Below are 14,412 nucleotides of genomic sequence, written 5' to 3'. Positions count from 1 at the left end.
TTTGTTGATTATAATTTTAAAGTAAAGTTATATCCAGCTATTTTGAAATGATTTTGAAATCAGTTCAGATACATTATGGCAATTTGTTTTCTTTAAAATGTTTTTGCGGTGGCTATCAACGGTGTGTTTACTAATACAAAGTGTATCAGCAATAGCGAAACTTTTGTATCCTTGAATGATTAATCCTAAAATTTCTTTTTCCCTTTTACTTAAAATTTCTTTTGTGGGATATAGAACTGAATCTACTTTTACATTATGATAGGAAGGTTCTCCTTCGAAACCGATAAATGATAGTTTGGGTACTCCATTATCTTTGACATGTGTAATATCAGTATGTACTCCAAAAGAAAGAAGTAAGTTTTTTTCATCATCATGCTGAATAATCATTAATTGATGGAGTATTCTTTTATATATATTATTAGCATTTTTTATTCTGAAATCATATTGAACTTTGTATTTACTGATTTTATCTAATTCTAACGTCTTAAAAAAAATATTAAGTTCTTTTTCAAAATTAAGAAAGTAAGATTGATCTTCAGGATGAATTTTTTTTAAGAAATCCGCTACTAAAATGTCAGAATTATAACCTAATGTTGTAAATATATTTTCATTCATGTATTCAAATTTTGCTTTTTGAACATTAAAAATAAAATAGTAATAATTTCCTACCTGAAAAAAATCAATTAGTTTTTTATATAATTCTACTTGAAAAGTGACATTTTTAATGTCACTTTTTTTTGCAATTTCGTTCCATACTTTTTTTACATTATCGTAAAACAATGAGGTGTTGTTTTCCATTTATTTTAGTTTTTTGCTTTCCTAAAAAGTTATATAAAAGACTAAAATAGTTAATTTTCACTTAAAAAATACCTACAAATAGTGATTTTTTTAACACTCTTTTATATCGAAATTTGTTTTTATCACGGTAATGTCAAAATAGAATAATCGTATCGATTAAGTAATTATAGAAAAGAAGATGGTAAAGTAACTATTGTGATGGCAGAAGACAAACAGTCTTTTAATGCCAATGGAACAACCTATGTGAGACAATAAATTTTAATATAATGAAAACAAAAATCACACAATTAACAAGTTTATTAGTAATTCTAATAGTAATGATGAGTTTTAATGAGGTAAAGGCACAATTGCCATGTAGCGACAAAGGTTATTTTTTTATTACAGGAACAGATTCATTCCATAAAACCGCGGTGGTAAGTAATATTATAAAAGGAGATATTTTTTGGTGTACTGCACAAGGTAAAAAAATGTTGCCTGACAATCCCAAAATGCAGTTGTTTATTGATGCTGTAAAAGCAAAAAATCCTAATTTACAAACAATTAATGTAGTGGTTCCAGATAACTCAGGTTATTATGGTGGAGCCAAACTCTCAAACGACTACGAATCTATTAAAAAAAAGTATGATCTAATTATTAATAATATTAAGCCATACACATTAATTAAAGTAGTTTTAAAAGATCAAGACTTTCAATAATTTTTTTAGAATTTAAAAAAAAAAAAAAAACATTTTTTTAGAATAATAATCTATAAATCTATGAAACTAAAAATTATCACCATTTTTATACTGATTTTTGCTTTTACAAACGCATATGCACAAAGCAATCCCACTTTTGAACAAACTGTAGACTATATTATAAAAAACACAAAAGGCAGGGTGATGTATCCGGGAGCTTTGGATGCTTATAGTCGGGTTAAAGGCTATTATCTTAAGGACGTCAAAATTGAAAAAAATGGAAGAATTGAGTTTACAACAGATCAAAAATTTGATGACAATAAGTTCAATATCATTTTTAACATTTTCGATTTAGTACAAAAAGTTGACTACCCTGATGGAATAAGAGCTTATAAATTTTTAGTTCATTTTAACGGTCTAAATGTTTCTGCAGGTTATGGAATTACCTATGCAACTGATGCTGATGCTCAAAAGGTGGCAAGGGCATTAAGGTATTTAAAAACAGTTTGTATAAAGGAAAATGACTTGTTTAGCAAACCTGTAGCCACTGAAAGTAAGGTTCAATTAACACGAGAAGAAACAATTGATTATATAAATAAAATGGTCACTTACGATGGGAAGACTGTTGCTGTAATCTGTGATTTTTCCAAAACTGGCAAGAATGAATATTATGGATATAACTGGTCCGAGTATGGAAATAACGGTTTAAAATATAATTCTTATGATAAGAATTATTCATTTAAAACTTTTTATCAAAAATATAGCTGGAATAATCAAGGGTCGGGTGAGAATAAATTATATTCTTCAGATAGTGAGATTTCAGAAAAAATTTATTTTAAATATTTTGACTATATCGGTATAGGAGCTTATACAGGAGCAAACAACATGGTGTTGAATTATCTTGAAGTCAACTTTAAACATTCTGAAAATAATGTTCGCACTACTTTTAGAATTTATTTGCCTTGGAGTAAATATTGTAGTGGAGCTAGTTTTGGCAATGAATTACCATTTAAGGAACAATATACTAAAGAGATTGCAAGATTAACTAAAGCATTTGAGCGACTTAAAGAATTAGATTCTGAAGACAAAGATCCTTTTGGAGAATAGATAATGTGGTTTAAAAATTTATTCATGAAAACTATAAAAATACTCATTACAGCATTATTAATGGTTCTATCAGTGCAATCTTTTTCTCAAGCCAAAGGCGAAGCCTGGTTTTATGCCACCGATTTTACAAATAAAACAATGTATTTAACTGAGTTACAAAATGTGGTAATTGAAGAAAAGTATAACAACCCTGATGCTTGGCGTTATGGTTTTGTAGAATTGATGGGCTGGCAAAATAGGGTCCCAAATACATATTTTGTAGCATTTAAATGGATGAGTACTACGAATGCAAAATGGTATGCTTCGGAAGTTGAAAGCAGGAATTTTAAAATCAACGATTTTAAAAGTAAGGGATATACAATAAAATATATAAGTATGCCCGCGCCAAAAAATCCACCTCAAAAACAATATAACGCATCAAAACAATGAAAAAACTACTTTTCATTCTGTTAATCCCATTTTTCTCTTTTGCCCAAAAACCAAGCAAACTAGAAAAACGATTAAACGAAGAACTAAAAATCGAGCTAAAAGAACAATCCAGAAATCCTTATTTTAGTGGTGATACTTTGGTTGTGGTACAAGAATTTAAAATAGATCAAAACAAAGTATTGAGTTATCAAACCAATCACAAAATGTATAACGGCGATGTCTATTATATTAGGAAACAAGAAGTGGCTTTGAAAGATATTATAAGTATCGGTAAGGATATTTGTGTCTTGCTTGAAACCAACGATAAGGTAAAAATTACCGATACTAATTATCATAGTGATGGTACAAAAGATACCAGCACACAAACGCAAACCTATTTTAGAACACAATTTTGCAATCAAAAAAATAATGAATACTTGGGCAATGAATTGGTTGAACTATTTAAAAAGGAAGGCTACACAATAACAATATCACATTGGTATGATTAAACATGTTTTTATTACATTTTTGATTTTTACCGTTGCTTTTGTAAAGGCACAAAGTCGCACCACAATTGATTCCTTATGGGAAGTAAAAGATTATATACAAGCACTTCGAGAAAGTATTCCTAATAATGTCAATCAAGGAGCGGTAAAAATGACAAAATTAGATAGTTTAATTGGTTTAGGAACTCAGAATAAAAAGTTGTTTGATAAGCAGTTACATTTAGTTTTATCCGATAGACAAGACGAAATAAAGATACTGTTACGGAAATACGATTTGGTTTTACAATCGGTAATTTTAGTAAAAACGGATATGGAGCAACAACAGTTAAATTCGAGACAAGCTAAAATGGAAAAACATTATTTCTACCAAAACGCCAGTTTTTTGATTGACAGGATTTATTTTTGTGTTAATTATTATAAAATAAAAATAGAACAAAATACACACTAGAAAAGACAGTAATGATAGAGCCAAATAACCGTTTTCAAGACCAAAATCTGCGCTTGACTGACTTTCAACAAGAAGTTTGGGTATCTTGTATATCATGTGGTAAAAAAGCCATAGCAAGTGCGAATTATGAAACTAAAACCGCTCGATTGTTTTGCGTACATTGTGGTTATAACAAAGAAAAAACAACGACTAGTACCGTTTTAGGAAACCAAGGAAATTTGATTATTGCCGCACATATTTATTTTGATGCCGAGTTATGGTTACAAATGTCTTTTAAGGAAACTGTTTTTTTTGCCTATAATGACGAACACTTGGTGTATTTAAAACGGTATATTACAGCAACACTTAGAGAGCACAAAGACCGAACACATTTTACCCTTTTAGAAAAATTGCCCAGATTTTACCACGAAGCCAAAAATCGGGAAGCGCTTTTAAAAATTATCAATAAACTTAAAAAGAAATAAGTAGTTAAATCTTCAAGAAACTGATTTAATTATAACGCAGTCGAACATAAACGTGCTTAATGCCTTTTTTGTCAGAATCTCTTTCGTCAATTTCGAGGATGTCAGTTAAAGATTTTAGCATTGGTGTCAGTTTTGTAAATCCATAATTTCTAGGGTCAAATTCGGGTTTTTTCTTGACAATTAGATTTCCTACATCTCCAAGGAAAGCCCAGCCACTATCATCGGCAATATCATCAATGGAGTCTTCGATAAGGTCAATGGTTGGTTCGTCAATTTTGCTCAATGGTTTTTGAGTGTTTTTCTCGGTCGCTTTTGTAGTGCTCTTCTCGATGATTTTTTTAGTTTCTGTGTCAGAAGTTCTTTTTGGTATGTTTTTCTTGATGGCTCCATCCAAAACTTCGATAAATACAAATCTATCACAAGCACTTATAAATGGTTTTGGTGTTTTTTGTTCTCCAATTCCAATGACTTTCATACCGGATTCACGCAAGCGTATGGCCAGGCGTGTAAAATCACTATCGCTGGAAACAATACAAAAACCATCCAGTTTCCCAGAATATAATAAATCCATGGCATCGATAATTAATGCGGAGTCAGAAGAATTTTTTCCAGAGGTATAGCTGTATTGTTGGATAGGAGTAATGGCATGTTCTAATAAAACCCCTTTCCATCCTCCAGCATTTGGACGCGTCCAGTCGGCGTAAATACGTTTGGTTGTTGGAGTTCCGTACTTCGTAATTTCTTCCATCATTCCTTTTACATTACTATAAGGAACATTGTCAGCGTCAATAAGGACAGCTAGTTTTAATTCTGTTGGATTTTGTGACATCTATAATTGAGTTGAAATATTATTCAAATATACAAAGTTTATTATTGGAATCGAATTTTTAGCCCTGATAGGAACGGCATCCTTTTACTTTTTTTCTTTAAAAAAGTAAAAGATATAGTGAATAGCAGGAATAGCTACAAAAAATAAATTTACTTTCAAGACTTTTATAAAATATAAATATTTATTTTTGCAACTTCTTAAAATTAAAATTATTACTTAAATATATTATGGTAAAGGATTTATTCGAAAGAATTCAAAACAATAAAGGGCCATTAGGAAAATGGGCTTCACAAGCAGAGGGATATTTTGTTTTTCCAAAACTAGAAGGAGAATTAGGGCCTAGAATGCAGTTTGGCGGAAAAGATATTTTGAATTGGAGTTTGAATGACTACTTAGGTTTAGCGAATCACCCTGAGGTGAGACAAGCGGATACAGATGCAGCAATTCAGTTTGGTGCAGCTTATCCTATGGGAGCGAGAATGATGAGTGGACATACGAAATACCATGAACAATTAGAGGAAGAATTGGCTACTTTTGTAATGAAAGAATCAGCTTATTTATTGAATTTTGGTTACCAAGGAATGGTGTCTATTATTGATGCTTTGGTTACTAAAAATGATATCATTGTATATGATGTTGATTCACATGCTTGTATTATTGATGGAGTTCGTTTGCACATGGGGAAACGTTTTACTTATAAGCACAATGACTTAGAAAGTATGGAAAAAAACCTGCAACGTGCTACTAAAATGGCTGAAACCACTGGTGGGGGTATTTTATTTATTACTGAAGGTGTTTTTGGAATGCGTGGACAACAAGGAAAATTGAGAGAGATTGTTGCTATGAAGCAAAAATACAATTTCCGTTTACTAGTTGATGATGCACACGGTTTTGGTACTCTTGGTAAAACAGGAGCTGGAGCAGGTGAGGAGCAAGGAGTTCAAGATGATATTGATGTTTATTTTTCAACTTTTGCAAAATCAATGGCGAACATTGGTGCTTTTGTAGCTGCGGATAAAGAAATTATTGATTATTTGAAATACAATTTACGTTCTCAAATGTTTGCTAAATCGTTGCCAATGATCCAAACTCTGGGTTCATTGAAACGTTTAGAATTGTTGCGTAACCACCCAGAATTGAAAGATAAACTTTGGGAAAACGTAAATGCATTGCAAACGGGATTGCGTTCAAGAAATTTCAATATTGGTGATACAAATACCTGTATTACTCCAGTTTATCTTGAAGGAAGTGTACCTGAAGCTATGGTTATGGTAAATGATTTGAGAGAAAACTACGGTATTTTCTTATCAATTGTTATTTATCCGGTGATTCCAAAAGGGATTATCTTGTTAAGAATGATACCTACAGCATCTCATACATTATCAGATATTGATGAAACATTGGTAGCATTTGAAGCAATACGTGAAAAATTAGAAAACGGTACATACAAAGAAATTGCATCTAGAACTAAAGTAGATTTAGACGCTTAATTCTTTACTGTTATAATAGTATAAAAAACATCAGCAATCGCTGATGTTTTTTTTTTGGACTCATTTAATGTAAGAATTTGTACATTTATAAAAACTAAATGATTGATGAGAAAAGTAATTTTATTAAGTATTTTATTAGGGAGTGTTTTTGTTTCCTGTAAAAAAGAAAAAAAAGAGACTAAAACTCTACCAGAAAAGGCTGTTGTTGATACATCCAGTTCTCAGGAATGTTATAGCGCCGTTATTAAAAAAGATACGGTTAATATGACTTTGGATATAAAGGGAGATCAACAGGTTTCAGGGAAATTAAGCTATGTTTTTTATGAAAAGGATAAAAATTTTGGAACATTGGTTGGGGAAATAAAAAATGATACCCTTTATGCCGATTATACTTTTATGTCTGAAGGTGTAACTTCAATTCGTCAAGTTGTTTTCTTGAAAAAAGGAAATAATTATGTGGAAGGGTATGGAGCAGTTATCGATGATAATAAGGGGGAAGTAATCTTTAAAGATGTGAAAAAATTAAATTTTGATGGAAAGACTATTTTATCAAAAGTAGATTGTAAAATGTAATTCAGTGTTTGTAACCAAATATAAATAGAAAATCCATCAGCTGTGTTGATGGATTTTCTATTTATTGTTTTATTAAAGATTTTTTCGGAAAGTTTTTCTCCGGCAATGGATCTTAGGGTTAAAATGTTTCCATAAATTGTGAACAGCAATATTATCAGCTAATTCAGGTGTTCTAAAACAGTTTACTATTCCCTTTTCTTTGAATGTATGATAGTATTCATTAAATATTATAGCGGTAACGGCCTTATTTTGAAAATCAGGATGTACGCCGATGAGGTAAAAAATCATATCCTTACTTTGCTTTTTAGCTTTTAGCAAATGGATGAATCCAAAAGGAAATAATTTCCCGTTTGCTTTTTGTAATGCCTTAGAAAAAGAAGGCATAACAATACTAAAAGCAACTATATTGTGGTCTTTATCCTCCACAAATTTAATATATTCCGGATTGATTAAACTAATGTATTTTTTCTTAAAATATTCTTTTTGAGTATCTGAAATAGCCACAAATGAAGATAAAGAAGCGTAAGAAGCATTGAATAAATCAAACATTTTATCTACATGTGGCATAACCTCTTTAGTAGTCTTGAAATTTAGCGGACTTAACTGGTACCTTCTTTTTACTAAATCATTAGCTTTTTCAAAAAATTCTGGTTTTACATTTTCAAAAGGGAATTTGCTTTCTATGTATTCTTTTTCAGTCACATAACCCAATTGCTCAAAGTGTTTTGCATAATACGGGTGATTGTACCAAGTAATCATAGTGCCCAGTTGGTCAAATCCCTCAGTAAGCACTCCTACTTTATCTAGATTAGAAAAACCCATTGGGCCTTCAACATGTTCTAGATTGTTTTTTCGGCCTAATTCGTATACTTTTTCAAGCAAGGCTTTAGTCACTTCGATATCATTTATAACATCAAACCAACCAAAACGGACTTTCTTTTTTTGTTGATCGTTTACTTCGCTCCAATTCACAATTGCGGCAATTCGACCTACAATTTCATTGTTTTTGTAGGCGATGTAAAAATACGCTTCGGCATTTTCGAATGCAGGATTTTTAGCTTTATCAAATGATTCTAGTTCGTCAGCAATAATGGGTGGAACCCAGAATTCGTTGTTTTTATAGAGGGAAAAAGGAAATTTGATGTAATCCGTCATTTCCTTTTTTGTAATGGCTTCTTTTATTGTAATCATTAAGAAAAATGTTTTGTTTTTAAGACGATACCACGAATATAGCTATCTTTCTAAGAATTAAAAAATACGACATAAAAAAAAGCCCAAATTAATGGGCTTTTGAGTTTGAAAATAGCTATTTATTTTATTTGACTATCGTGATATTATTATTTGTTTGACCTTGTTTTTCAACTTCCCAAACTAAAACATCATTTAACCAAACTTTTTCTAATATAACGTAAGTACCATCATTTCCATTTCCTCTTTTATATTTTGTTTTGATAATATCAGTTTCTATAGAATTCCAATGAATATAAGTAATAGGATACTCTTCGGAAGCATCGCTATTTAAAAAGACACGCATTCCTTTTCCGGTTTCGTTTTCAGACAGTATGCCAAGAAAAAAACCTTTAGGATTGTCTAGTATAGCACTGGGTGTATCATAACCATAACCAAGTTCTTTTCCAGCTATTAGGTATTTTATACTAATGTTATTTTCGGGATATTTATCTGTGTTTAAAATGTTTTCACCAGCACTATTTTTAAGGTACACATTGATATTCGCAGAAATTAAGGTAGCCTGTTTGCTTTCAACATCGTTATTGCAGGAAATACATAGTATTACGGCAGCAAGAATAAAAATTTTTTTCATAATAAATTAGATTTTAAGGTGTTATATTGTATATAATAGTACGATTGTTATTATAAGAAGAAGTTCCTGGGTTAAAATTGTTATATGCATAATATCCATTGTTCTGACCTCCCCATCCCCAATTCATATTTAAATATAATGTAGTTGTAGCAAATCCAGTACAATTTCCAAGATTGTCTCGTTCATAATATGTGTTTCTTTGATATCCGTCGCAAACCTAAGCATGTCCACTTCCAGAGGATGGAAATCCTCCTAGTAAGACAGGTTTATTAGTGTCGATATTATCAGTAATCAGAGTTGAGCTATAAGTTGTAGTATATGATGCATTCGAATATCCAAAAGTATTTTTTAAAGCAGGAACAATATTTATCGCGTATGCTCCAGAACCTTCACAGTTGTATTGCATATTTACCGATAAACCAGCATCTTTCATTAAAAGTTGAGTATCATAAGTTCCATATGTTGTGGGCATATTTGACCAATTGTAAGTATTTGGTTTTTTGAAATAGAATAGTATTTGTGCCATTGCAGTTGCTACACATCCAGTTGGTGCTTTTCCTCCAGGGTTAGAAGGGCAATCATATGGAATTAAATTATTAAAACCATTACCCCATTGGTCCCAGGATGTTTTTAGTAAAGGGCCTTTAGTAATATATAAATCTGCACAAGGAGTTGGGTCTGGATCTATTCTTCCCGTAATACTTTTTAATGGTTGGCTTGGACCAGTTTCATTGATGTCAGTTGTTATTTTTCTCCATTCTAAAGCAATGTTTTTACTCTGTTTAAGATTATGGTCTATAGTATATTGAACCTGCTCTTTTTCGCTTTCCATCCATTCGATAACTGGCTCTGGCGTTTCGGTAAGGTTTGTGTTAAATTTGCCAATATCATAAAATGCTAAAATGGGACTAATTCTATTATCTGCAGCTATTACTATAAAACCACCTTGGTTGTAATTAATCACATAAAAAGCAGTTTCGTTTTTAAGCGTTTTGTAGGTGGTAATGTCTTTAATTGTCTTTGTATTATCTACTCCTTTGCCAGCCTTAGAATTACTGTTTTTGAAAAAATATTGAGCGATATCAATAGCCGTACTTTTATTAACTTCATTAGAAGTGTATAATCTACGATCTCGATTATCGTCTTTACTACAAGAAATTAAAAAAGTAATTCCTAAAAACAATAGTAATGTTGATTTTTTCAACATTTTGACAAGTTTATAACTTGTTCTGTTCTGTTCTGTTCTGTTCTGTTCTGTTTTGTTTCATTTTATATAGTTTAATTGTTATCATTAAAAAATTAAAATGTGGTATTTAAGTGTTTCAAATGTAGTTAATTATCTTAATGATAAATATATTCTAGTAAAATATTTCTTATATTTTTATTGAATTACGAAATATTATTGTGTGTTTTCTATTTCGTCTTTGCGTTTTTTATTCTTTTTCTCTACTTTCTTTTGAGACTTCGTTTTTTTATTTCCGCCTTTGTCAAGACTCATTCTAACTTCTTGATAATTGGCATCATAGCGCCAAGAAAAACCAATTCCGCCATAGAGAACGGTTGGCGTATCTTTAAAATTAGTGCTTATCGATGCGTCAATTTGCATGTCTTTATTTAATAAATAGGCTGCTCCCCCACGAACAATAGCATCGCTGTAAAAATCACTTTTAAAGCCTTGATTTTCGACAAATCCAGACCATTGATCATTGAATCCTTTGGTTAAAGTTAAAACGTAACCATAACTAGGATAATCAGTTGAAATGTAATCAGCTATAATATTAGTAACAAAAACCCAAGTACCGTCACCTAAATGATTTTGAGTGATCAGCATTATTTTTGGAGAAATACTGGCTTGATTAGTGAAAGAATACGGATTATCAGAAAAGCTGAGGTTAGCTCCAGCAAAAACAGATACGGCAGGAATCATTTGATGCCAGTCAAATTTGTGGTTGGCTTTCCAACTGTAAATGTTTACTTTTTTCTCATAATTTTTGAATGGATCGTAAATTAGATATTTTGCACCTAAAACGGTTTGCTTTAATGCTTTTTTATCGACAACACTATAAGGTGTTGTAAATTTTTCATTTTGATATTGTAAATCTGCTATTAATTCTAATTTTTCCATGAACAATCCCCATCTAAGGGTGAAATCTAAACCAAAACCTTTGGCATCATATCCAAGCAATCTGTGGTTTTCCTTAATTCCGTATAGTCCCGATTCAATTTGGAAAACTGATTTTCCTACTGCAAATGCGGACATGCTTTTGCCGGGTCTATTAGAATTTATTTGATCGGTATGCTGTCCATAATTAAAACTGGGAAGTGTAATTAGGACAAAAAGAAGGGCTGTTTTAAGTTTTGACATATTATTTTTTGGGTTTAAAAGTAATAACGCATTTCAAATGTACTATATTTTATCATTTATTTAAGAATGATATTTTAATTTTGTCCCGAAGTTTCGGGATGGATTTATTAATTTTGTAAAAAATATTATATTATGCAAACTGCCTCTTTTACAGGTTTTATAAGAACATTGTTTTACATACTTGCTTTCTATTACATATTTAAGTTTTTAGCAAAGTTATTTTTGCCTCTATTAGTTAAAAAAGTAGTGGAAAAAGCAGGGCAAAATTTTCAACAGGAACAGCAACGTTCTCAGGGTACTTCATGGAATCAATCACCAACGAATGATGAAGTAATTTATGATACTAAAAACGAAAAAAATCCTCGGGAAACTAAAAAAGTAGGAGAATATGTTGATTACGAAGAAATAGATTAAATTTGTCCTCGTTTACATACACATATTTAAAAAAAATAAACTCTCGAAAATTGAAAATAGTAAATAAGTTCTATCCTCACGCGCTAGCCATTGTTGGTTTTTTAATTGTCTCACTTCTTTATTTTTATCCGGTATTACAGGGAAAACAAATTTACCAATCAGATATTGCTCAATATACTGGAATGGCTAAGGAGCAAAATGACTTTAGAGCCTCCGATCATATAGAACCATATTGGACGAACTCTTCATTTGGAGGGATGCCTACGTACCAATTAGGAGCTAAATATCCATATGATTTTATTGGGGCAATAGATGATGTTTTACGATTTTTACCGCGTCCTGCCGATTATTTATTTTTGTATTTTCTGGGGTTCTACGGACTGTTATTAGTTCTTAAAACGGATCCGTTAAAAGCTTTCTTTGGTGCTTTAGCTTTTGGTTTTTCTACTTATTTAATTATAATATTGGGTGTTGGTCACAATGCCAAGGCTCATGCGATTGCGTATATGCCACTTGTGATTGCTGGATTTATTTTGGTTTATAGAAAAAAACATGTTGTTGGAGGATTGCTTACTATGTTTGCAACTGCATTGGAAATCAATGCAAACCACTTTCAAATGACCTATTACTTATTAATATTCTTGTTGATACTTTCTGGTTATTTTATTTATTTGGATGTAAAAATCAAGGAGTATAATGCGATTTTAAAATCTTTAGGAGTTTTAGCCGTTGCTGGTATTTTTGCTATTGGAGCTAATGCTACTAATCTTTTAGCAACCTCTGAATATGCAAATTTTAGTATTCGTGGGAAAAGTGAACTAACATACAATCCTGATGGTTCTAAAAACACTACCAATAGTGCTATGACACGTGATTATATTACTGAATACAGTTATGGAGTTACTGAAAGTTTCAATTTGATAGCTCCAAGATTATTTGGAGGTTCTAATCATGAAGCAGTTGGGACTGATAGTAAAATGTATGAATTCATGATTAGTCAGGGCGTTCCAGAAGGGCAAGCCGCCGATTTCACAATGGGACTACCTACCTATTGGGGTGACCAGCCTATTGTTGCAGCACCTGCTTATATAGGAGTTGTTGTTTTCTTTTTAGGAATTTTAGCTTTGTTTATTGATGAACGTAAAATTAAATATGTTTTTCTTTCAGGAGCAGTTGTATCATTGTTACTTTCTTGGGGTAAAAACTTCCCGTTACTGACCAACTTTTTTATTGATTATGTACCTATGTATGATAAGTTTAGGGCTGTTTCATCAATACAAGTTATACTAGAGTTGTGTTTTCCTGTTTTAGCTATAATGGGGTTGCAATCATTCTTTAAATTAGAAAAAGAGAAACAAACTAAAGGGTTATTAGAATCAGGAACTTTAGGTTTAGGAATAATTTTGATTTTGTTTTTATGCAAAAGCATGTTTAGCTTTTCTAGCGCAAATGATGGGTATTATTTAGAAAGTTACGGACCACAATTTGTAGAGGCACTAAAAGGCGACCGAATGAGTTTGTATAGTGCGGACTTGTTGCGATCTGGATTTTTTATTCTATTAGTAGCTGGCGTTTTATGGTTATTCATTAAAAATAAAATAGCTCAAAATACTGCCATCATTTTGGTAGGATTATTTATGGTTTCGGATTTGTTTTTTGTAGATAAAAAATATGTTTCAGCTAAAGATTTTGTTAGTGGAAGAGATGTTGAAGTTCCTTTCCATGAAAAACCTTCTGATACTCAAATTTTAAAGGACACTACGCATTACCGTGTTTTTGAGGCTGGAGATTTAATGGGAGCAAGGACTTCTTATTTTCATAAGTCAATTGGAGGGTATAGTGCTGTAAGGCCTAGAAGAGTGCAACAATTATTTGATTATCAACTGGCTAAAAACAATTTGGATATACTGAATATGCTAAATGTAAAGTATGTCATTCAAACGGATAAGGAAGGAAAAGAATTTCCAATTGTTAATCCAGATGCCAATGGTAATGCTTGGTTTGTAAATGATGTTAAGTTGGTGAATAAAGCCAATGATGAAATGAAAATGTTGGATAAAATCGATACAAAAAGAGCCGCTATTTTCAATATTCATCTGTATGGAGATAAATTTAAAAATGCCAGATTAAAAAGAAACTTAGATACTTCAGGGACTATTAAATTAAAGGTTTACAAACCTAATTATATAAAGTATACATCTACAAATGGAAAAGAAGGTCTAGCCGTTTTCTCTGAAATTTATTATGAAAATGGTTGGAATGCCTATATTGATGGTGTTAAAACAGATCATTTTCCTGTTGATTATGTATTGAGAGCCATGATTGTACCGGGAGGAGAACATACAATTGAGTTCAAATTTGAGCCACAAGTAATTAAAACCGGAAGTATTATAACATTAATTAGTTTAGCTGGAATGTTATTATTGGTAATAGGCGGAGTTTATTTTGAAAGAAAAAATGGATCTAAGATTGTTGATTAACGATTTCAGATTTTGCAGATAGAATAATCTATTT

15 protein-coding genes and 1 pseudogene are annotated in these 14,412 nt (G+C 31.3%); 10 read left to right on the top strand and 6 right to left on the bottom strand.

What is annotated here, in order from left to right; all coding sequences use genetic code 11:
* Nucleotides 1-27: 27 nt before the first annotated feature.
* Nucleotides 28-798, bottom strand: a complete 771-nt coding sequence (locus AB3G36_RS16100) for a response regulator transcription factor (RefSeq protein WP_367754458.1) — start codon at nt 796-798, stop codon at nt 28-30.
* 266 nt (nt 799-1,064) lie between these two features.
* Here AB3G36_RS16100 and AB3G36_RS16095 point away from each other — a divergent pair, with 266 nt between their 5' ends.
* From AB3G36_RS16095 to AB3G36_RS16070, 6 genes are read left to right on the top strand one after another with little or no spacing between them, the layout of a single operon-like run.
* Nucleotides 1,065-1,493, top strand: a complete 429-nt coding sequence (locus tag AB3G36_RS16095) for a hypothetical protein (protein ID WP_367754456.1) — start codon at nt 1,065-1,067, stop codon at nt 1,491-1,493.
* 60 nt (nt 1,494-1,553) lie between these two features.
* Nucleotides 1,554-2,579, top strand: coding sequence for a hypothetical protein (locus tag AB3G36_RS16090; protein WP_367754454.1), 1,026 nt, complete (start codon nt 1,554-1,556; stop codon nt 2,577-2,579).
* Between the two features lie 24 nt (nt 2,580-2,603).
* Nucleotides 2,604-3,008 carry a hypothetical protein gene (locus tag AB3G36_RS16085; RefSeq protein ID WP_367754452.1) on the top strand — a complete coding sequence of 135 codons (405 nt, stop codon included), beginning with the start codon at nt 2,604-2,606 and terminating at the stop codon, nt 3,006-3,008.
* Nucleotides 3,005-3,496 carry a hypothetical protein gene (locus AB3G36_RS16080; protein WP_367754450.1) on the top strand — a complete coding sequence of 164 codons (492 nt, stop codon included), beginning with the start codon at nt 3,005-3,007 and terminating at the stop codon, nt 3,494-3,496. The genes AB3G36_RS16085 and AB3G36_RS16080 overlap by 4 nt, the downstream gene beginning before the upstream one ends.
* Complete coding sequence (locus AB3G36_RS16075) at nt 3,489-3,941, top strand: hypothetical protein (protein ID WP_367754448.1); 453 nt, start codon at nt 3,489-3,491, stop codon at nt 3,939-3,941. The genes AB3G36_RS16080 and AB3G36_RS16075 overlap by 8 nt, the downstream gene beginning before the upstream one ends.
* 11 nt (nt 3,942-3,952) lie before the next feature.
* Nucleotides 3,953-4,405 (top strand): hypothetical protein, encoded by a 453-nt coding sequence (locus AB3G36_RS16070; protein WP_367754446.1) that lies wholly within the window; start codon nt 3,953-3,955, stop codon nt 4,403-4,405.
* Between the two features lie 25 nt (nt 4,406-4,430).
* Here the strand turns inward: AB3G36_RS16070 and AB3G36_RS16065 are convergent, their stop codons facing one another.
* Nucleotides 4,431-5,234 (bottom strand): NYN domain-containing protein, encoded by an 804-nt coding sequence (locus tag AB3G36_RS16065; RefSeq protein WP_367754445.1) that lies wholly within the window; start codon nt 5,232-5,234, stop codon nt 4,431-4,433.
* Nucleotides 5,235-5,461: 227 nt separating this feature from the next.
* Here AB3G36_RS16065 and AB3G36_RS16060 point away from each other — a divergent pair, with 227 nt between their 5' ends.
* Nucleotides 5,462-6,724, top strand: a complete 1,263-nt coding sequence (locus tag AB3G36_RS16060; protein ID WP_367754443.1) for an aminotransferase class I/II-fold pyridoxal phosphate-dependent enzyme — start codon at nt 5,462-5,464, stop codon at nt 6,722-6,724.
* A gap of 105 nt (nt 6,725-6,829) precedes the next feature.
* Nucleotides 6,830-7,297: a hypothetical protein gene (locus tag AB3G36_RS16055; RefSeq protein WP_367754441.1), complete on the top strand. Its 468-nt coding sequence runs from the start codon at nt 6,830-6,832 to the stop codon at nt 7,295-7,297.
* A 72-nt stretch (nt 7,298-7,369) separates the two neighbouring features.
* Here the strand turns inward: AB3G36_RS16055 and AB3G36_RS16050 are convergent, their stop codons facing one another.
* The 4 genes and pseudogenes from AB3G36_RS16050 to AB3G36_RS16035 all read right to left on the bottom strand — a co-directional run bounded on the left by AB3G36_RS16050 (nt 7,370) and on the right by AB3G36_RS16035 (nt 11,484).
* Entirely contained in the window at nt 7,370-8,488 is a 1,119-nt protein-coding gene (locus tag AB3G36_RS16050; RefSeq protein WP_367754439.1) for a GTP cyclohydrolase, read from the bottom strand.
* A 124-nt stretch (nt 8,489-8,612) separates the two neighbouring features.
* On the bottom strand, nt 8,613-9,119 hold the full coding sequence (locus AB3G36_RS16045; RefSeq protein WP_367754438.1) for a hypothetical protein: 507 nt from the start codon (nt 9,117-9,119) through the stop codon (nt 8,613-8,615).
* 13 nt (nt 9,120-9,132) lie between these two features.
* Nucleotides 9,133-10,326 (bottom strand): annotated as a pseudogene (locus AB3G36_RS16040) (C10 family peptidase).
* Nucleotides 10,327-10,518: 192 nt separating this feature from the next.
* A complete protein-coding gene (locus AB3G36_RS16035; RefSeq protein WP_367754436.1) occupies nt 10,519-11,484 on the bottom strand; it encodes a transporter in 966 nt (321 codons plus the stop codon).
* Between the two features lie 132 nt (nt 11,485-11,616).
* Here AB3G36_RS16035 and AB3G36_RS16030 point away from each other — a divergent pair, with 132 nt between their 5' ends.
* Together AB3G36_RS16030 and AB3G36_RS16025 are read left to right on the top strand one after the other, a co-directional pair.
* Entirely contained in the window at nt 11,617-11,898 is a 282-nt protein-coding gene (locus tag AB3G36_RS16030; RefSeq protein ID WP_367754434.1) for a DUF4834 family protein, read from the top strand.
* Nucleotides 11,899-11,948: 50 nt separating this feature from the next.
* Nucleotides 11,949-14,378, top strand: coding sequence for a YfhO family protein (locus AB3G36_RS16025; protein ID WP_367754432.1), 2,430 nt, complete (start codon nt 11,949-11,951; stop codon nt 14,376-14,378).
* Nucleotides 14,379-14,412: the final 34 nt, after the last annotated feature.

Source organism: Flavobacterium sp. WC2430, from assembly GCF_040822075.1.
GTDB lineage: Bacteria > Bacteroidota > Bacteroidia > Flavobacteriales > Flavobacteriaceae > Flavobacterium.
Note: the sequence above shows the minus strand (reverse complement) of the source record. Positions and strands in the feature narration are given on the sequence as shown.